This window comes from Streptomyces sp. WM6386 (assembly GCF_000972385.1).
Taxonomy (GTDB): domain Bacteria; phylum Actinomycetota; class Actinomycetes; order Streptomycetales; family Streptomycetaceae; genus Streptomyces.
Genome location: NZ_JXTE01000014.1, coordinates 99,629 through 118,242 on the forward strand (window position 1 = coordinate 99,629; position 18,614 = coordinate 118,242).

Sequence of the window (18,614 nt, forward strand, 5' to 3'; positions counted from 1 at the left end):
GCTTCTTCAGTGCTAGCTGAGCGTGAACCCCTTCGCGCAGAAGTCCCAGATCTCGTCGGCGGTGATCGGGTGGGAGCCCGTCTGGCCGCTGGACTGCGCGTTGAACATGACGGTCTGCATGGTCAGGGCCGCCACCCGGCGGGGCTTGAAGCCCTCGCGCAGCAGGCCGGCCTCCTCGAGGTCCGTCATCAGCTCGGTGAGCAGGGCGAGCAGCGGTGCGTTCGCGACCCGCATCTCGTTGGGGTGCGAGACCAGCAGGCGCAGCGCGAAGTCGGTGAACAGCGGGCGCTTCGCGGCCGGGTTGGGGCAGGAGTCCTCGAACAGGGTCTGCAGGGCGACCTTGAGCCGGTCCAGCGGGTTCGAGTGCTCGGCCGCGGTGGTGCGCAACTGCTCCGCCGACTTGCTCATGGCGTCCTCGAACAGGGCGAGCAGCAGCTCGTGCTTGCCGTCGAAGTGCTGGTAGAAGCTGCGCAGCGACTGCTTGGAGCGGTCGACGACCTCCTGGACGGTGAAGTCCGTCGTCCCCTTCTCCGCCATGATCGCCTGGGCCGCGTCGAGGAACCGCTCCACCCGCTGCTCGGCCCGGCGCTTGGCCGCCTGGGTGGAACGCTCGACCGCGCGCTGCTTCCAGGCCGGCTCTTCGGTGGGGGTGCTCAAGGGCTGGTCCGCCTTCTGTGCCATGGGGAGAACTTTACTGCAGTGTAGCGACAACAGGCCTACCGACCAGGTCGGACACTGCCTCTCCCTATGGCGAGACTCTTAATTTCTCTGAGCGAGAATGTTATTCTCGCCGTTCCATCGCGATGTGCCGGTACACGGGCAGGGGAGGCCCCCATGCTGTTGGAGTTCGACGCCGAGCAGCGGCTGTGGCAGGACACCGTGCACAAGGCCGTACTGAAGGAGTGCCCACCGGCCCTGATCCGCCGTATCGCCGACGAAGGCGCCGACCCGGAACCGCTGTGGCGGGTCTACGCCGATCTCGGCTGGACCGAACTGACCGACCCCGCCGACGCCGTCGAGCTGGCGATCGTCCTGGAGGAGCTGGGCCGCGCCACCGACCCGACGCCCTACCTCGCGACGATGACCCAGTTCGCCCCCCTCGCACCGGACCTCGCCGAACCGGGGCGGTCGGGCACCGCCGTGTACGGCGGCGTCACCGCCCGCGCCGAGAACGGCGACTGGGTGCTGGAGGGCGTCGGACGTCATGTACTGGACGGCGACCGGGCCGAACAGCTGGCCGTGGTGACCGCGGGAGGCGTCTTCGTCGTACCCGCCACCGCCGTGAGCGCCGTACGGTCCGCCGTCTTCGACCCCGTCCTGCACATCGCCGACGTCCTGTTCGACCACGTACGCGTGCCCGCCCGCGGCCGCAGCGCCGCCGACCCCGAACGCGCCCGCCACCAGGCCCTGACCGGCCTGGCCCTGACCATGGTCGGCGCCTGCCGGCGCGCCCTGGACCTGGTCCTCGACCACGTCCGCACCCGGCACCAGTTCGGCGCCCCCATCGGCTCCTTCCAGGCCGTGCAGCACAAGGCGGCCGACATGCACGTGGCTGTCGAGCGGGCCCGCGCCCTCGGCTACTTCGCGGCACTGACGATCGCCGAGGACGACCCCCGGCGCCGGCTGGCCTCCGCGATGGCCAAGGCGGCGGCGGGCGAATGCCAGGCCCTGGTGTTCCGCAACGCCGTGCAGCTGTTCGGGGCGATGGGACACACCTGGGAGAACGACCTGCAGTTCGCGATCAAACGGGCCAAGGCGGGCGAGCTGCTGCTCGGCGGCGCCGCCGAGCACCGGGCGCTGATAGCCGAGGAGTGCCGTGCGACTGACCTTTGACACCGACGTCGAAGCCTTCCGCGCCGAGTTCGCGGCGTTCCTGGAGGCCCACCTCCCCACCGAGGCGGAGGCCGGCGAGCGGTCCCGCTCCACGGGGCACCTCCCCGACTGGGCCCGGCGCTGGCAGCGGCTCCAGTTCGACGAGGGCTGGCTGCTGCCGGGCAACCCGCCGCAGTACGGCGGTCGCAACGCCACCGTGGTCCAGCAGTACGTCCATATGGAGGAGCTGTCCCGGCGCCGCATCTTCCACAGCTTCAACCCGCAGGGCGTCGGCATCATCGCCGCCTCCCTGCTCACCTTCGGCGCCGAGGAGCAGAAACGGCGCTGGGCCGTGCCCGTCCTGCGCGCCGAACTCACCGCCGCCCTCGGCATGAGCGAACCCGGCGCCGGCTCCGACCTCGCCTCCCTGCGTACCCGCGCCGAACCGATGGGCGACCACTTCCTGGTCAACGGCCAGAAGGTGTGGACCTCCGGCGCCCACGACGCCGACGTCCTGCTCACCTTCGTCCGCACCGACCCGGACGCCCCCAAGCACAAGGGCATCAGCGTCCTGCTGATCCCCACCGACAGCCCCGGCCTGACCCGCCGCCCCTTCGCCTCGTACACCAACCCCGAGGACAAGGACTTCAACGAGGTCTTCTTCGAGGACGTACGGGTTCCGGCGGAGAACCTCGTCGGTCCCCTGAACGAGGGCTGGCGGGTGGCAAGCGGCTCGCTCGGCCACGAGCGCACCCTGATGTGGGTGAGCGAGGCCGAACGGCTCGGCGACATCGTGCGGGACTTCCGCCCCACGGGCCCGCTGGAGAAGGACTGGTACGCCACCCTCGTCATGGACCTCCAGGCGCTGCGCCTGCTGGGCTCGGCCGCCCTGTCCCGCGCCGCCCGCGGCGAACAGGACGTACCGGCCCTGTCCGTACTGAAGGTCTTCGGCTCCGAGGCCTCCCAACGCGCCCTGGAGAAGGTCCTGGAGGCGGCCGGTCCCGACGGGCTGATCCACCCGGCGACCACGGCACCGGCGTACCACATGACCTACGACGACAACTTCGCCGGCTGGTTCCACCGCTACGCCCGCAGCTTCGGCGCGACCATCGCCGGCGGTACGTCCGAGATCCAGCGCACCATCATCGCCGAGCGCGTGCTCGGCCTGCCCCGACGCTGAGGAGTCGCCGTGCACATCCTGTACGAGGTGAAGGACCGCATCGCGACCCTCACCCTGAACCGGCCCGAGGTCGCCAACGCCCAGAACATGGCCCTCCTCGACGAACTCGACGAGGCGTGGACGCGGGCCGCGCAGGACGAGGACGTGAAGGTCGTGGTCCTGCGTGCCGAGGGCAGGCACTTCTCCGCCGGGCACGACCTCAAGGACCGCTGGCCCGCCCCCGACGAGATCACCCTGGAGTGGATCTACCGGGCCGAGACCCGCCGCTACCTCGAGTACACCCTGCGCTGGCGCAACCTGCCCAAGCCGTCGATCGCCGCGGTGCAGGGGCGCTGTATCGCGGGCGGGCTGATGCTGTGCTGGCCGTGCGATCTGATCGTCGCCGCGCAGGACGCGCTGTTCTCGGACCCGGTGGTGACGATGGGTATCGGCGGCGTCGAATACCACGGCCACACCTGGGAGTTGGGTGCCCGCAAGGCGAAGGAGATCCTGTTCACCGGCCGCCCGCTGACCGCGCAGGAGGCGGAGAAGACCGGCATGGTCAACCAGGTGGTGCCGCGTGACGAGTTGGACTCGCGGACCCGCGAACTCGCCGAGCAGATCGCGAAGATGCCGGCGTTCGGGCTGCGGCAGGCCAAGCGGGCGGTCAACCAGACGTTGGACGTGCAGGGCTTCTACGCCGCCGTCCAGTCGGTGTTCGACGTCCACCAGACCGGACACGGGAACGCGCTGAGTGTGAGCGGCTATCCGATCCTGGCGAAGCTGGACGAGATGAAGGAGAAGCTGCGCTAAGCGCTCCGCTGGAAGTGCGGTGGACGGGTTGTTGTTCGTCTGCGGCGCCGTCGTGGCTGGTCGCGCAGTTCCCCGCGCCCCTTCGGGGCGCTGCCGACCTGCGGCGAACCTTGGACAAGCCCGAACATGTGCGATGGACAGGAACAGGACCGCCGCTTCGACGTCCGGAAGCGGCGCGAGCCCGTGCCGCAGTTCCGGTCGGGGACGGACTCACTTCACAGGTGCACCAGCCTTGGCGCAGCCCCTGCGGCCCGCAGCCGCGCCCCCGCCTCGCGCGTCAACTCCCGTGCGCTGCCCAGCAGTCCGTCCAGGACGAGGGCCCGGCGGACGTTTCCGTGCAGGGGGTGCTCCGCCGTGAATCCGATGCCGCCGAGCACCTGCTGACAGTGTCGCGCCGCCGTGAGCGCCGCCTCGCCGGCCGCCGCCTTCGCCAGGAGGGAGCCGAAGGGATCCGTGGCGGCGATCAGTGTGGCCTCCGCGCCCTCCAGTGCGACCAGGGTCTCCGCCAGCCGGTGCCGTACCGCCTGGAAGGCGGCGAGCGGGCGGCCGAACTGGGCGCGGTCCAGTGCGTGGATCCGGGCGAGGGCCAGCATGGTCCGGCCCGTGCCGAGGAGCCACCAGCCGAGGGCCCGGTGCCCGGCGGCGAGGGGGAGCGGCTTGCCCGACGGGACGGTGCGCAGGGGGAGTTCAGGATCGAGCGTCGTCGCCGGGCCGGAGGGTGACCACACCACCCATGCGCCGCCCGCGTACGGCAACGCGGGCGTGCCGCCGCCCATCACGTCGTTGAGCAGCGAGGCGTGCGTCCCCGTCTCGCCGAGGAGTCCGAACACCATGCGGATCGCCGGCTCGGGGTACTCGGACAGGAGGTCGCGCCAGCCCAGATCCGTCAGCGCCGCATCCAGCGCGGCCCCCGAGGGCGTCGTCGTCATCGTCTTGCGGAACGTCTCGGTGAGCAGCTCCAGCTCCGCCCCGTCCATGCCTCACTCCTTCCCGAGGTCCAGCAGCCGGCGGGCGATGATGTTCCGCTGGATCTCCGCCGTACCGCCGTAGATCGTGGCCGCGCGCGAGTACAGGTACTCGGTGCGCCAGGTCGAGTCGCCGAGCTCCAATGCCCCCGGCAGCAGGTCCCGGGCGGTGTCGAACAGCCGCTGTTCCGCCGTGGCCAGGAGCACCTTGTCCACCGAGGTCTCCGGACCGAGCCGGGCCCCCTCGGCGAGCCGCCGCTGGGTCATGTGCGAGCGGCAGCGGATCGTGTGGAGGGCCAGATACGCGGCGCCCAGCGCGGCCTCGTCGGGCTCCGGGGTCTCTTCGAGCAGACGGTCCAGGCGGGTGTAGAGGTGGGCCACGCGGTGCCAGAAGCAGGTCGAGCGTTCATGCGGGAGCAGGTCCATCGCCAGGCTCCAGCCGTCCCCGGGGCGGCCGAGCATCCGGTCGGCGGGGACGACGACGTCGTCCAGGAAGACCTCCGCGAACTCGTCGACGCCGTGCATCGTGCGCAGCGGCCGGACCGTGATGCCCGGGGTGTCCATGTCGACGAAGAAGGCGGTGATGCCGCCGTGGCCGGGTGCGGTGCGGGTGAGGAGGACGCAGCGGGCCGCGTACTGGGCGAGGCTCGTCCAGACCTTCTGGCCGTTCACCACCCAGGTGCCGTCGTCCCGGCGGGCCGCCCGGGTGGTCAGGGACGCCAGGTCGCTGCCGGAACCCGGTTCGGAGAAGCCCTGGCACCACTGTTCACGGCCGCTCAGCAGCAACGGGACCATTTCGGCGGCCAGTTCGGGAGGCGCGTACGACATCAGCGTCGGGACGAGAACCTCGACCATCGAGTAGAGGCCGGGCTCGGCGAGGCCGCGGGTGGCGACCTCCTCGCCGAGCACCGCCCGGAACACGGCCGGCCCGCCGAGCCCCCTCACCTCGGCGGGCCAGCCGTAGCGCATCCAACCCGCCTCGAACAGGGCCCCGCGGACCCGGCCGAGCTGGGCGACCTGCGCGTCCAGGGAGTGGTCGGGGTTGGGGGAGAGGTCGTGTTCCGCGAGCCAGTCCGACAGGGCGGAGCGGAACTCCGCCACGGTCGCGTAGGCGCTCATACGGCCGGGCGGTCGAAGGCGTGCGGGCGGCCCGAGTCGTGGGCGCCGCTGCGGCGGATGAACGTCATGGCACGCGTTCGCAGCCGCCAGCCCCGCGGAGTGCGCGTGTAGGTGTCGTCGTAGTAGCCGATCCGCAGGTCGTGGGTGGCGTGGTCGACGAAGCAGAGGGGCTGTGTGCCCTTCGCCGTGTCGCCGTCCGTCTCCTCGATGACCGGTGTCCCGGTGAGGAACAGTCCCTTGGGGGCGGCCGCCACCAGCGCAGGGAACTCCGTGAGGGGATAGGTGTCGCCGAAGGCGCTGTAGGTGCCGTCGGGGGTGAAGACCGTGAGCAGTGCGTCGATGTCGCCCCGGGTGATGGTCACCGCGTAGCGGGCCAGGAGCTGCTGGATCTCCACGAGGTCGTCAGTGGTCATGGCCGCTCTCCTCCGGGACGGGCTGTACGCCGAACGTGTTGAACGCCATCGCCAGCACGGCGTAGGTCCCGACCGTGAACACCAGGTCCATCCGCTGGCGCTCGTCGAGATGTCCGGCGAGCGCCTCCCAGGTGCGGTCGGACAGTTCGGAGTGGTCCTCCAGTTCGTCGACCGCGGTCAGGACCAGGCTGTCCAGGGGCTTGTCCGCCTTGCCCCGGCCCGCCGCCTCGATCTCGGCCTCCGTCAGCCCCGCCTCCCGCGCCAGCTTCACGTGGTGGGCCCACTCGTACGCGCAGTTCCTGCGCCCGGCCACGCGCAGTGTCGCCAGTTCTCGCACCCGGGGCGGCAGCGTCGAGCGGAACAGGATGTAGGTGCTGAAGGAGAGGAACGCCTGCGTCAGATCGGGATGGCGGGCCAGCCGGGACATCGCCGGGCCGGCGTCGTGCTCGTTGCGCATCCGCCTGGGGAGGAGCGCGGACAGCGCCTCGCGTGTGCGGTCGTCCCATTCCTCGTCCGGCAGCGGGGGAAGGCGCATCCGTAACTCCCTTGGGCTGAGGCGAGAATGACATTCTCGCCATACGGCCTGAAGGTTTCCACGTCGGTGGTGAGGGCGTCAACCGTCAGGTGCGCAGCTTGCCGAAGTCCCAACTGATGACGTTCGCGGGCCGGATTCTGAGCCATGCGTGCCGTCCGTCGTACTGGAAGGGGCGCCCGCCCGCGTACTTGGCCGCGAACAGCCGCTCAGGGTCGGCGAGTTCGTCCAGAGGCTCGCCTCTACGGGGTGTCTCGCCCACCACCTGGGCGCTTCCCAGCAGCTCCACGCCGCGCAGCCGCAGGAAGTCGAAGCCTCCGTCGTCGACGAGCACGCTGATGTCGGGATTGTTGCCGATGTCAGCCCAACGTCGGCTTTTTGTCAGGGAGTTGAGCCACAATGCCGTTCCGTCCCAGACGAACCAGAGCGCGCTCGCGTGCGGGCGGCCGCCCGGCCCCGCCGTCGCGACCCGGCACACCGGCTGAGCGCGCAGGAAGGTGTCCCGCTCCTCGTCCGTCATGGCGATCTTCGTGCCCCTGCGTTGACCGGGCATGATTCCTCCCGCTCTTCGATGAATGCCTAATTCTCGTGCACGGATGGTTGCTTCTCTTCTGATGAGAAGCTACTTTCCACCGCAGGCGGGGCCGTGGCAAGCCGGACCCCGCGTCACCCGGAAGAGATGGGGAGCCGTGAGTCTTTTCCATGAGGACCGGCTGTTGATCGACGGTGAACTCGTCCACGCGGGACACAGCTTCGAGACCGTCGATCCGTCCACCGGAAAGGTGCTGGGCACGGCGTCCGACGCACAGGCCGCACATGTCGAGGCGGCCGTCGCCGCGGCCCGCCGGGCGTTCGACACCACCGACTGGATGCGCGACCGCGAGCTGCGACTGCGCTGTCTGCGCCAGCTGTACCGGGCGCTGCTGGGGCACCGCGAGGAACTGCGCGAGCTGACCATCGCGGAGGTGGGCGCACCCCGCTCGCTGACCCACGGCACCCAGCTCGACGAGCCGATCGAGCTGGTCAAGTGGTACGCCGACCTCCTGGAACGCTATGAGTTCCGCGAAGAGCTCGCCTTACGGGAGAGCCGCGGCCGGCCGCACCGCCGCTGGCTGGAGAAGGAGGCGGCCGGAGTGGTCGCCGCGATCCTGCCGTACAACTTCCCCAACCAGCTCGCCCTCGCCAAACTCGCCCCGGCCCTCGCCGCCGGCTGCACGGTCGTCCTCAAGGGCGCCCCCGACACCCCGTGGACCACACTCGCCCTCGGCCGGATCATCGCCGAGGAGACCGACATCCCCGCCGGGGTCGTCAACGTCCTCACCTCCTCACGGCCCGAGACCGGCGAGCTGCTCACCACCCACCCCGACGTCGACATGATCAGCTTCACCGGGTCGACCCCGGTCGGCCGGGCCGTCATGGCGGCCGCCTCGGCCACGCTGAAGAAGGTGTTCCTGGAACTCGGCGGCAAGTCGGCGATGCTCGTGCTCGACGACGCCGACCTCACCCAGGCCGCGATGCTCGCCGCCTTCACCGTCTGCACCCACGCGGGCCAGGGCTGCGGGATCACCTCACGGCTCCTGGTCCCGCGCGCCCGCCACGACGAGGCGGTCCAGCTGGTCGCCGCCATGCTCGCCCGGGTGACCTACGGCGATCCGACGGACCCCACCACCCACATGGGACCCCTGATCAGCGAACGGCAGCGGACCAAGGTGCACGGCCTGGTCGAGCGCGCCGTCACCGCCGGGGCCCGCCTGGTCACCGGCGGCCGGCCCGCCGAGCGCGAGGGCTTCTTCTACGAACCGACGCTGCTCGCCGACGTCGATCCCGGCTCCGAGATCGCCCGGGAGGAGATCTTCGGACCCGTCCTGGTCGTCATCCCCTACGACGACGAGGACCACGCCGTCCGGATCGCCAACGACTCGGTGTACGGCCTGTCCGGAGCGGTGCTCGGCGCCGACGACGACCGGGCGGTCGCGGTGGCGCGGCGGATCCGCAGCGGCAGTTTCAGCATCAACGGGGGCATGTTCTTCGGCCCCGACGCCCCGTTCGGCGGCTTCAGGCAGTCCGGCATCGGACGGGAGATGGGTGTGGCGGGGCTGGAGGAGTTCCTCGAGCTCAAGACATTCGGCGTCCCGGCCAAGTAGCCGGGGACGGCACCGAGGAGGAAACCTCGTGAAGGTCCAGGCAATCCCCGCCGCCCTGCTGGCGGCCGCTCTGCTCGCCGTGGCCGGATGCGGCGGCCACGACGACGCCGGTGAGTCCGACGGCGGCGACGGCACCCCCACCAAGGCCGCGCAACAGGCGGCCACCGGCGACTTCGGTGATCTGAAGGGCCTCTGCGGATCCGGCACGGCGAAGAGCGCGCCCGCACAGGGCGTCACCGCCGACGAGATCAAGGTCGGCGTCTTCTCCGACATCGGCTTCACCAAGAAGTCCGAGTTCGTGGACGCCGCGAAGGTGTTCACCTCCTGGTGCAACGCGGCCGGTGGCATCAACGGCCGCAAGCTCGTCGCCACCACCCGCGACTCCAAGCTGATGGAGGTCCGCCGGCGCATGCTGGAGGCCTGCAAGGAGGACTTCGCGCTGGTCGGCGGCGGCGCGGCCCTGGACGCCCTCGGCGTCAAGGACCGGCTGGAGTGCACGCTGCCCGACTTCCCCGGCCAGGTGAGCCAGATCCAGAACAACGGATCCGACCTACAGCTCAACGCGACGGGCGGCGCGTCCTTCAACCGCTACGCGGGCTACTACGAGTGGCTCCTGAAGGAGGGCCATCCGGGCTCCGCGGACGCCATCGGCACCATCGGCGGCGACGTCCCGGTCACCAAGGTCATCAACGCCGAGTCGCAGGAAGGTCTCCAGGCCGCCGGCGCGAAGATCATCTACAAGGACCTCTACCCCGCCCAGGGGGTGTCCGACTGGACGCCCTACGCCCAGTCCATCAAGAGCAAGGGCGTCAAGGGCCTCGTCTTCAACGGCGACTTCGTCAGCCTGGCCAAGCTGGAACAGGTCCTGACCGGCATGAACTACAAGCTCGACTGGATCGACGCCAACAACAACTCCTACGGCCCCGCATTCCTCCAACTCGCGGGCAAGTCCCTCGACTTCCAGAACAACCTGGCCGACCTCAGCGGTGTGTACCCGCTGGAGAAGGCCGCCGACAACCCCGCCACCGAGCAGATCGTCGCCCTCTTCAAGCAGTACGCCCCGAAGGCCCAGGTCACCCTGCCCGCCGTACGCGGCTTCGCGTCCTGGCTGCTGTTCGCCAAGTCCGCCAAGAGCTGCGGCGACGACCTCACCCGCACCTGCGTCTACGAGGCGGCCCGCAAGGAGTCCGCGTGGACGGGCGGCGGACTGCTCGCCCCGGTCGACCTGACCACGTCGGATGCCGCGCTGACCTGCTTCAACATCGAGAAGGCCACCTCCAAGGGCTGGGAGCCCGCCGACTTCGGTCCGACCGACGGCGCCTACCGCTGTGACGCCGCCGCCTACAAGTTCAAGGGTGACTACGGCAAGCCCCTGACCCTGGCCGACGTCGGCAAGAGCATGAGCGATGTGAAGTGACGTGAAGTGATGGAACAGTTCCTCACCTTCGGGATCGTCGGCCTGAGCACCGCCGCCATCTACGCGATGATCAGCAGCGGCCTGGTCCTCACCTACGTCACCACCGGCGTGTTCAACTTCGCGCACGGGGCGGCGGGCATGCTGGCGGCGTTCTGCTACTGGCAGTTCACCGTCGGCTGGGGCTGGCCGGTGCCGGTCGCGCTCGCACTGGTGCTGCTGGTGCTCGCCCCGGGCTTCGGCCTCGCCGTGGAACGCATCCTGATGCGGCCCGTGCAGCGCCTCGGCGAGGCCGAACGGCTGGTGATGACGGTGGCGCTGCTCAGCGGCGCCATCGCCGCCGCCCGCTGGATCTGGGACCCCAACGTCCCGCGCCCGCTGGAGGTCTTCTTCGCCGACCAAAAACCCTTCCACCTGGGCCCCGCCACCGTCACCTGGCACCAGGCCCTCACCATGACCGTCGCCGTGGCCGTCGCGGCGGGCCTGTGGTTCCTCCTCAACCGCACCCGAACCGGCGCCGAGATGCGCGCCACGGTCGACGACCGCGCCCTGGTACAGCTGACCGGAGCCGACCCGATCCGGGCCAGCCGCGTCGCCTGGATCCTCGGCACCCAACTCGCCGCTGTCGGCGGCATATTGATCGCCCCGACCGTCGCCCTCGACGCCTCCCAGCTCTCCCTCCTCATCGTCAGCGCCTATACCGCCGCCGTCTTCGGGAGGCTCCGCAGCCTCCCCCTGACCTTCGCCGGCGCCATCGCCGTCGGCTGCCTGGAGAGCTACCTCACCGGCTACCTCCCCCAGAACGACTACCTGCCGGGCCTGCGCCTCGCCGCCCCCGCCCTGCTGCTCTTCCTGGCGTTGCTCGTCTTCCGCCATCCCCGTCTGCGCGGCCGGGACCACCGACTCGTCCAGGTCCCGGCCCCGACCCTGCGCGGCACGGCGGTCTTCGCGCTGTCGACCGTCGCGTTCGCGGTCGTCCTCGCCACCACCCTGGGCGAGGCGGACCTCGTCACCTACGGCCCGATCTTCTCCCTGGGCATCGTCGCCCTCTCCTACATCCCCCTGGCCGGGTACGCCGGACAGATCTCCCTTTGCCAGCTGAGCATGGCCGGCATCGGCGCGGTCGTCTGGGGACACCTCGGCGCACACGGCGAGTCGTGGGCGCTGGCGGCCGCGATCGCGGTGTCGGCGGCGGCCGGTGCGCTGATCGCGCTACCCGCACTCCGCTTCTCCGGCGTGTATCTCGCCCTGGGGACCGCGGCGTTCGCGGTCGTCCTCGACCGCTGGATCTTCACCCTGCCCTCCTTCGAGGTGCTCGGCGTGCGGATCGCGCTCTTCGACCAGGGCTCGGTGGAGATGGCGGGCCCCGGCCTCTTCGGTCTACGACTCGACTCCGAGGCCGAGTTGATGATCCTGGCCGCCGTCTGCCTGGGCCTCGCATCCCTCGGCGTCGCCCGTCTGCGCCGCAGCGGGTTCGGGCGCCGACTGATCGCACTGAGGGACAGCGAGGCGGCGTACGCGACGCTCGGCGGCAACCTCCTGATCACCAAGGTGCTGGTGTTCTCCCTGTCGGCGGGCATCGCAGGTCTCGGCGGCGCGCTCTACGGCATGCAGCAACGGTCCATCACCGCCGAGCAGTTCAACCTCGTCGCCGGACTGCCCATCTTCCTGGTCGCCGTGATCGGCGGACTCGGTGCGGTGGGCAACGGCCTGTTCGCCGGCACGGCCTTCGTCGGCCCGAACCTCCTGATCGGCCTGGCCTCCTGGACCCAGAACATCGTCAGCGTCCTGCCCGCCCTGGCCGGCATGGGCCTCGGCCACAGCCCCCAGGGCATCATCACCAGGTTCCGCCGGGAATGGGAGCCCCTGGGCCGTGACCGGATCGCCCTGCCCGCGCTGCTCGGCGGGCTGACACTGGGCTGGGTGCTGCGGCTCACCGACGTCGTCAACGGCTGGACGTTCCTGCTCGGTTCACTGGCCCTGGCATACGCCCTGCGTGGGTACGCGGCCGCCCGCCAGACCCCGAGGACCGAGCCGGACGTGCCGGTCGAGTGGTGGGGCGTACGGCGTCCCTGGCGCCCTCAGGACGGGGAGGTGCTGGCCCGTGCCACTGCTGGACGTTAGCGCAGTGACCGTCGCCTTCGGCGGAAACCGCGCCCTGGACGGCGTAGGCCTCCAGGCCGAACGCGGCCGGGTCACCGGCCTCATCGGACCCAACGGGGCCGGCAAGAGCACCCTGTTCGACGTGGTGTCCGGGCTGCGCAGGCCCGCCACGGGCAAGGTCGTCCTCGACGGCCGGGACGTCACCCGTCTCGGCCCCGCCCGCCGCTCCCGGCACGGACTGGCCCGCACCTTCCAACGCCTGGAACTCTTCGGCCGGTTGAGCGTCCGCGACAACCTCCTCGTCGCCGCGGAACTCGGCCCCGACCGCCGACGGGCACACGCGTGCGCGGACGGCATCCTCGGACGTCTCGGCCTCACCGGCATCGCCGACGCGAGCGCCGACACCCTGCCCACCGGAGTGGCCCGCCTGGTCGAGGTCGGCCGCGCCCTCGCCCTACGCCCCGGCCTGCTGCTCCTCGACGAACCCGCCGCAGGCCAGGACGGTGAGGAGACGGAGCGGTTCGCGGCCCTGCTGCGCTCGCTCGCCGACGACGGGACGGCCGTCGTCCTCGTCGAGCACGACATGGGACTGGTGATGGGCGTGTGCGACGAGGTGTACGTGCTCGACCTCGGCAAGGTCATCGCCATGGGACCGCCCGAGGTGATCCGCGCCGACGAGACCGTGCTGGCGGCCTATCTGGGGGACGCGTGAACACCCTGCTCGAACTGCGCGCCGTACGCGCCGCCCACGAGGGCGTCACCGTCCTGCACGGAGTGGACCTGGCCGTCGCCGCGGGCCAGGTCGTGGCGCTGCTCGGCCCCAACGGCGCGGGAAAGACGACCACCTTGCGGGTCGCTGCCGGAATCCATCCCGCGCTCTCCGGTCAACTCCTGCTCGGCGGACGGGACATGACCGGAGCGAACCCGCGCGACCTCGCCCGGGCGGGCATCTGTCTCATCCCCGAGGGGCGCGGGGTGTTCCCCAATCTGTCGGTCCGCGACAACCTCCTGATGATGACCTTCACCGGCCGCGGTCGCGAGGAGATCGAGGAGACCGCGTTCGCGCGCTTCCCGGTCCTCGCCCAGCGGGCCGGACAGGCGGCCGGCACCCTCTCCGGCGGCGAGCAGCAGATGCTCGCCCTCGCCCGCGGACTGGCCACCGACCCCGCCGCCCTCCTCCTCGACGAACTGTCCATGGGACTGGCCCCTTTGGTCGTCTCCCGCCTCTACGAACAGGTCGTCGAGATCGCCCGGCAGGGCGTGGCGGTCCTGGTCGTCGAGCAGTTCGCGGCGGCCGTCCTCGGCATCGCCGACCACGCCGCCGTCCTCGTACGCGGCCGCGTCCGACGCCAGGGCAGCCCCGACGACGGCCTGCGCGACGAACTGTCCGCCCTCTACCTGGGGAGTCCCGCATGACACCCACCGAGCCACGTACCGACTCCCGTGCGGATCGCTTCGTCCGCGAACTCGCCGAGCTCAGGGTCCCCGATCCGGCCGCCGCCCGCTCCGCCCTGTGGCTCCGCGTCGGCGGCGCCCTGATGACCGTAGGGCTGGTGCTCGCGCTGTCGGCCTACCTCGTCACCCACAACACCCAGAGCCCCCTCGACCAGCGCGACGGCCTAGCCCTGGGCCTCGGCGGCATCGCCGCGACCGTCGTGGGCGCCGCGCTGTTCCTGCGCCACTCGCTCACCGGCTTCCTGCGGTTCTGGATGGCCCGCCAGTCCCACGACCTCGCCGTGCTCGCCGACCGTCTGTGCGAAAGGGACCTGAACCATGACCTCACCAGCAGCGACGCTGCGCCCCGGTGACCAGCTGGCGGGCGCGCAGAGCACCACGAAGGTGGTTGTCGTCCGTGCTCCCGCGGACCGGTGCCCGGAGATCACCTGCGGCGCCACCCCGATGATCCCCGCGGCCACGGCACCGCCCGCGCCCGCCACGAACGCCGAGCCGGACACCCTCCTCGGCAAGCGCTACGTCGACGCCGACGGCACTCTCGAGCTGCTCTGCACCTATGCCGGAACCGGTGAACTGGCCTGCGACGGCGTCCCCATGACCTTGAAGGCCGCCAAACCCCTCCCGGCCTCCGACTGACAACCGAAAGGCACGGCAAGATGCTCAAGGACGACATGATCCTGATCAGCGTCGACGACCACATCATCGAGCCGCCCGACATGTTCGTGAACCACCTCCCGGAGCGGTACCGCAAGGACGCCCCCCAACTCGTGCACCGCGACGACGGCACCGACGTCTGGCAGTTCAGGGGCGTCACGATCACCAACTCCGCGCTGAACGCGGTCGCGGGGCGTCCCAAGGAGGAGTACGGCGTCGAACCGCAGGGCCTCGACGAGATCCGCCCCGGCTGCTACGACGTCCACGAGCGGATCAAGGACATGAACGCGGGCGGTGTCCTCGCCCAGATGAACTTCCCCTCCTTCCCCGGCTTCTCGGCCCGTCTCTTCGCCACCGAGGACACGGACTTCTCGCTCGCCCTGGTCCGGGCGTACAACGACTGGCACATCGACGAGTGGTGCGGCGCTTACCCCGGCCGCTTCATCCCCATGGCGCTGCCCGCCATCTGGGACGCCGAACTGTGCGCTGCCGAGGTCCGCCGGGTCGCCGAGAAGGGCTGTCACTCGCTGACGTTCACGGAGAACCCGGCCGTGCTCGGCTACCCGAGCTTCCACGACGAGTACTGGAACCCGCTGTGGCGGGCCCTGTCCGACACGGACACCGTGATGTCCGTGCACATCGGGTCGTCGGGCCGTCTCGCGATCCCCGCCGCAGACTCACCGCCCGACGTGATGATCACGCTCCAGCCGATGAACATCGTCTCGGCCGCCGCCGACCTGGTGTGGTCCCGCCCGGTCAAGGACTTCCCCGACCTGAAGATCGCCCTGTCGGAGGGCGGCACGGGCTGGATCCCGTACTTCCTGGAGCGCCTGGACCGCACCTACGAGATGCACTCGACGTGGACCCTCCAGGACTTCGGCGGCAAGCTCCCCTCCGACGTCTTCCGTGAGCACTTCCTGACCTGCTTCATCACCGACAAGCTCGGCGTACGACTGCGGCACGAGATCGGCATCGACAACATCTGCTGGGAGGGTGACTACCCACACAGCGACTCCCTGTGGCCGGACGCGCCGGAACAACTCCACGACGTCCTGGAGTCCTGCGACGTCCCGGACTGCGACGCCTCGAAGATCACGTACGAGAACGCGATGCGCTGGTACTCCTTCGACCCCTTCGCGCACATCCCGCGCGAGCAGGCCACGGTGGGCGCGCTGCGCAAGGCGGCCGAGGGCCACGACGTCAGCGTCCGCCCACGCAGCCGCCAACTGGTGGAGCCCGCGGACAAGTTGGCGTCGTTCCGGTCGAAGGCCCGCGCGGCGGCCGCGGCGGCAGCCCAGTGACGGGACGCTTCGACCCCACCGGCCGCTCGGCACTGGTGACGGGAGCGGCGGGCGGCATCGGCGCGGCGGTCGGCCACGCCCTCGCCGAGGCCGGCGCCGCGGTCCTCGTCACGGACGTGGACGGTGCCGCCGCCGCGGCCGTCGCCGGGAAGATCACGGCCGCGGGCGGCACGGCGGACAGTGCGGCGCTGGACGTACGGGACCGGGGCGCGGCCGACGCCGCCGTGGCCAAGGCGGCTTCACTCTCGGACGGGCGGCTGCACATCCTGGTGAACAACGCCGGCATCACCGCGCCGGCCATGTTCGCGGATCTGGAGGAGGACAGCTTCCGCCGACTCCTCGACATCCATGTCCTCGGCACCTTCACCTGCTCGCAGGCCGAGCTCCCGCACCTGCCCGTCGACGGCACCGGACGCATCATCAACGTCACCTCCTCGGCCGGCCTGACCGGCACCCTCGGACAGGTCGACTACTCCGCCGCCAAGGCCGCGGTCATCGGTATGACCAAATCCCTGGCGCGGGAGCCGGCCCGCAAGCAGATCAAGGTCAACGCCCTGGCACCGCCGGCCGCGACCCCGATGACCGAGACCGTCCGCACCGACGAGAGGTTCGCCGCGACGATGCTCGCCCGTATCCCGTTGGGCCGCTGGGCCGAGCCCGAGGAGGTCGCCGGTGCCTTCGTGTTCCTGGCCTCGGACGCGGCCTCCTTCGTCACCGGGCAGGTGCTGCCGGTCGACGGCGGCCTGGTGATCTGATGCGTTCTCCGCAACATCGGGGGCCGCTGTCCGGGGTCACGGTGGTGGCGCTGGAACAGGCCGTCTCCGCCCCGCTGTGCACCAGGGTGCTGTGCGACCTCGGCGCCCGGGTGATCAAGGTGGAGAACCCGGACGGCGGCGACTCCGCCCGGCACATCGACAATGTGGTCAACGGCCAGGCCGCGCACTTCGTATGGGTCAACCGCGGCAAGGAGTCCGTGACGCTGGACCTCAAGTCCGAGGCGGGGATGGCGGTCCTGCACCGGCTGCTCGACCGTGCCGACGTCCTCGTCTCCAACCTCACGCCCGGAACCACGGCCAAGCTCGGCCTCGCCCCCGACGACCTGGCCGCCGGCCACCCCGACCTGATCGCGGTCGAGATCGACGGCTACGGCCAGGGCGGCCCCCTCTCCCGCAAACGCGCCTACGACCTTCTCGTCCAGGCCGAGTCGGGAGTCTGCGCGATCACCGGACACCCCGGCGCCCCGGCCAAGCCGGGCCCGCCCATCGCGGACGCGAGCACCGGTCTGTACACGGCACTGTCCATCGTGGCGCTGCTGTACGGGGGAGAGCGACGCGGCACCCGCGGCGGTGCCGTCGCCGTGAGCCTCTTCGACACCATGACCGAGCTCATGGGGTATCCGCTCACCTACACCCGCCACTCGGGCGTGGAGCAGCAGCCGATCGGTCTCGGCTCGCCCGCCGTCGCCCCGTACGGCGCCTACCGCACGGCGGACGGACAGACCGTCGTCCTCGGGACCACGAACGACCGCGAATGGCAGCGCCTGGCCCGGGACCTGCTGCACCGCCCCGATCTGGCGGACGACGAGCGGCTGCGCACCAACCCCGGCCGGGTGGCACACCGCGAGCTGCTCGACACGGTGATCGGCGCCTGGTGCGCCCGGCACGACCTGGCCCATGTCCAGCGGCGCGCGGACGAGGCCGGCATCGGCAACTCCCGCTACAACACGCCGCGCGACGTCCTCGCCCACCCGCATCTGGCCGCCCGCGACCGCTGGCGCACCGTCGACACGCCGGGTGGCCCGACCCTCGCCCTCCTGCCGCCGCCGGTCATCACCGGGTACGACCCGCCCATGGGGGCCGTCCCGGGCCTCGGCGAACACACGGCGCAGGTGCTCGCCGAACTCGGCCTGACAGAAGGGGAGATCACCGGGTGAGCGTACTGCTGTCGAGCGACACCGGAGGCGTACGGACCCTCACCCTGAACCGACCGCACCGCAAGAACGCGATCGACCCCGAGCTGTGGAGCGCCCTGCGGGACGCGCTCACCCGAGCGGCCGACGACGAAGTGCGGGCTCTCGTCCTCACCGGCGCCGAGGGAGCCTTCTGCTCGGGCGCCGACCTCAAGGCCGTGGACACCAGACACCCCCTCGACAAACTCCGTGCCCTCAACGAAGTCACCCTCCTCCTGCACGAGTTGCCGATCCCGACGATCGCCAAGGTCGACGGTGTCGCCGTCGGCGCGGGCTGGAACCTGGCCCTTGGCTGCGACCTGGTCGTGGCCACCCCGCGCTCTCGCTTCGCACAGATCTTCACCCGCCGAGGACTCTCCCCGGACTGCGGCGGCACCTGGCTGCTGCCGAGGCTCGCGGGACCGCAACAGGCGAAACGGCTCGCGCTGCTGGCCGACATGATCGACGCGGAGGAGGCACGGTCGCTCAACCTCGTCACCTGGGTGGTGCCGGGCGAGCGGATCGACACCTACGTCACCGACCTCGCGGACCGGCTGGCCGCCGGCCCGCCCGTGGCCCTCGCCCAGACCAAGGCCCTCCTCGACGAGGGGACCGGCCGCACCCTGCGCGAGGCGCTCACCGGGGAGGCCCGCGCGCAGGCGGTCAACTTCGCCACGACCGACGTACCGGAGGCGTACGCGGCGTTCGCGGAGAAACGCGAACCGCGCTTCACCGGCCGCTGGTACCGCCCCTCGGAGGACTCTTCATGCGCGAAGCAGTGA

General features: G+C 70.9%; 20 protein-coding genes. 14 read left to right on the forward strand and 6 right to left on the reverse strand.

All coding sequences use genetic code 11. From position 1 onward, the window contains the following. Positions 1 to 12 precede the first annotated feature (12 nt). Positions 13 to 681: a TetR/AcrR family transcriptional regulator gene (locus tag TN53_RS11620; protein ID WP_199924554.1), complete on the reverse strand. Its 669-nt coding sequence runs from the start codon at positions 679 to 681 to the stop codon at positions 13 to 15. Between the two features lie 153 nt (positions 682 to 834). On the opposite strand from TN53_RS11620, the gene TN53_RS11625 reads away from it, so the two are divergent. The 3 genes from TN53_RS11625 to TN53_RS11635 are packed head-to-tail and all read left to right on the forward strand — an operon-like array spanning position 835 to position 3,784. Then, the gene (locus TN53_RS11625; RefSeq protein ID WP_046258464.1) at positions 835 to 1,833 is read left to right on the forward strand and encodes an acyl-CoA dehydrogenase family protein; all 999 of its coding nucleotides are present in this window, start codon (positions 835 to 837) and stop codon (positions 1,831 to 1,833) included. Beyond that, on the forward strand, positions 1,817 to 2,992 hold the full coding sequence (locus TN53_RS11630) for an acyl-CoA dehydrogenase family protein (protein WP_046258417.1): 1,176 nt from the start codon (positions 1,817 to 1,819) through the stop codon (positions 2,990 to 2,992). Before TN53_RS11625 ends, TN53_RS11630 begins: the two co-directional genes overlap by 17 nt. A gap of 9 nt (positions 2,993 to 3,001) precedes the next feature. Continuing rightward, positions 3,002 to 3,784 (forward strand): enoyl-CoA hydratase, encoded by a 783-nt coding sequence (locus TN53_RS11635; RefSeq protein ID WP_046258418.1) that lies wholly within the window; start codon positions 3,002 to 3,004, stop codon positions 3,782 to 3,784. A gap of 215 nt (positions 3,785 to 3,999) precedes the next feature. Here the strand turns inward: TN53_RS11635 and TN53_RS11640 are convergent, their stop codons facing one another. From TN53_RS11640 to TN53_RS11660, 5 genes are all read right to left on the reverse strand, one after another. Continuing rightward, positions 4,000 to 4,761, reverse strand: a complete 762-nt coding sequence (locus TN53_RS11640) for an acyl-CoA dehydrogenase family protein (protein ID WP_046258419.1) — start codon at positions 4,759 to 4,761, stop codon at positions 4,000 to 4,002. Between the two features lie 3 nt (positions 4,762 to 4,764). Next, positions 4,765 to 5,868, reverse strand: a complete 1,104-nt coding sequence (locus TN53_RS11645; protein ID WP_046258420.1) for an acyl-CoA dehydrogenase family protein — start codon at positions 5,866 to 5,868, stop codon at positions 4,765 to 4,767. Further along, positions 5,865 to 6,281 (reverse strand): nuclear transport factor 2 family protein, encoded by a 417-nt coding sequence (locus TN53_RS11650; protein ID WP_046258421.1) that lies wholly within the window; start codon positions 6,279 to 6,281, stop codon positions 5,865 to 5,867. Before TN53_RS11650 ends, TN53_RS11645 begins: the two co-directional genes overlap by 4 nt. After that, positions 6,271 to 6,816, reverse strand: a complete 546-nt coding sequence (locus tag TN53_RS11655; protein WP_046258422.1) for a carboxymuconolactone decarboxylase family protein — start codon at positions 6,814 to 6,816, stop codon at positions 6,271 to 6,273. The genes TN53_RS11650 and TN53_RS11655 overlap by 11 nt, the downstream gene beginning before the upstream one ends. An 85-nt stretch (positions 6,817 to 6,901) precedes the next feature. After that, entirely contained in the window at positions 6,902 to 7,366 is a 465-nt protein-coding gene (locus TN53_RS11660; RefSeq protein WP_046258423.1) for a pyridoxamine 5'-phosphate oxidase family protein, read from the reverse strand. 136 nt (positions 7,367 to 7,502) lie between these two features. On the opposite strand from TN53_RS11660, the gene TN53_RS11665 reads away from it, so the two are divergent. From TN53_RS11665 to TN53_RS11715, 11 genes are read left to right on the forward strand one after another with little or no spacing between them, the layout of a single operon-like run. Further along, the gene (locus TN53_RS11665) at positions 7,503 to 8,957 is read left to right on the forward strand and encodes an aldehyde dehydrogenase family protein (RefSeq protein ID WP_234441562.1); all 1,455 of its coding nucleotides are present in this window, start codon (positions 7,503 to 7,505) and stop codon (positions 8,955 to 8,957) included. Between the two features lie 28 nt (positions 8,958 to 8,985). Beyond that, positions 8,986 to 10,374, forward strand: coding sequence for an ABC transporter substrate-binding protein (locus TN53_RS11670; RefSeq protein WP_046258425.1), 1,389 nt, complete (start codon positions 8,986 to 8,988; stop codon positions 10,372 to 10,374). A gap of 9 nt (positions 10,375 to 10,383) precedes the next feature. Next, entirely contained in the window at positions 10,384 to 12,495 is a 2,112-nt protein-coding gene (locus TN53_RS11675; protein ID WP_046258426.1) for an ABC transporter permease subunit, read from the forward strand. A gap of 4 nt (positions 12,496 to 12,499) precedes the next feature. Then, entirely contained in the window at positions 12,500 to 13,186 is a 687-nt protein-coding gene (locus tag TN53_RS11680; protein ID WP_234441563.1) for an ABC transporter ATP-binding protein, read from the forward strand. Then, complete coding sequence (locus TN53_RS11685; RefSeq protein WP_046258428.1) at positions 13,183 to 13,890, forward strand: ABC transporter ATP-binding protein; 708 nt, start codon at positions 13,183 to 13,185, stop codon at positions 13,888 to 13,890. The genes TN53_RS11680 and TN53_RS11685 overlap by 4 nt, the downstream gene beginning before the upstream one ends. Continuing rightward, positions 13,887 to 14,282: a hypothetical protein gene (locus TN53_RS11690; RefSeq protein ID WP_046258429.1), complete on the forward strand. Its 396-nt coding sequence runs from the start codon at positions 13,887 to 13,889 to the stop codon at positions 14,280 to 14,282. The genes TN53_RS11685 and TN53_RS11690 overlap by 4 nt, the downstream gene beginning before the upstream one ends. Further along, entirely contained in the window at positions 14,248 to 14,565 is a 318-nt protein-coding gene (locus tag TN53_RS11695; RefSeq protein ID WP_046258430.1) for a hypothetical protein, read from the forward strand. The genes TN53_RS11690 and TN53_RS11695 overlap by 35 nt, the downstream gene beginning before the upstream one ends. A 20-nt stretch (positions 14,566 to 14,585) precedes the next feature. Continuing rightward, on the forward strand, positions 14,586 to 15,884 hold the full coding sequence (locus TN53_RS11700; protein ID WP_046258431.1) for an amidohydrolase family protein: 1,299 nt from the start codon (positions 14,586 to 14,588) through the stop codon (positions 15,882 to 15,884). Then, positions 15,881 to 16,639, forward strand: coding sequence for an SDR family NAD(P)-dependent oxidoreductase (locus TN53_RS11705; protein ID WP_046258432.1), 759 nt, complete (start codon positions 15,881 to 15,883; stop codon positions 16,637 to 16,639). The genes TN53_RS11700 and TN53_RS11705 overlap by 4 nt, the downstream gene beginning before the upstream one ends. Then, a complete protein-coding gene (locus TN53_RS11710; RefSeq protein ID WP_046258433.1) occupies positions 16,639 to 17,817 on the forward strand; it encodes a CaiB/BaiF CoA transferase family protein in 1,179 nt (392 codons plus the stop codon). Before TN53_RS11705 ends, TN53_RS11710 begins: the two co-directional genes overlap by 1 nt. Then, positions 17,814 to 18,614, forward strand: coding sequence for an enoyl-CoA hydratase/isomerase family protein (locus TN53_RS11715; RefSeq protein ID WP_046258434.1), 801 nt, complete (start codon positions 17,814 to 17,816; stop codon positions 18,612 to 18,614). The genes TN53_RS11710 and TN53_RS11715 overlap by 4 nt, the downstream gene beginning before the upstream one ends.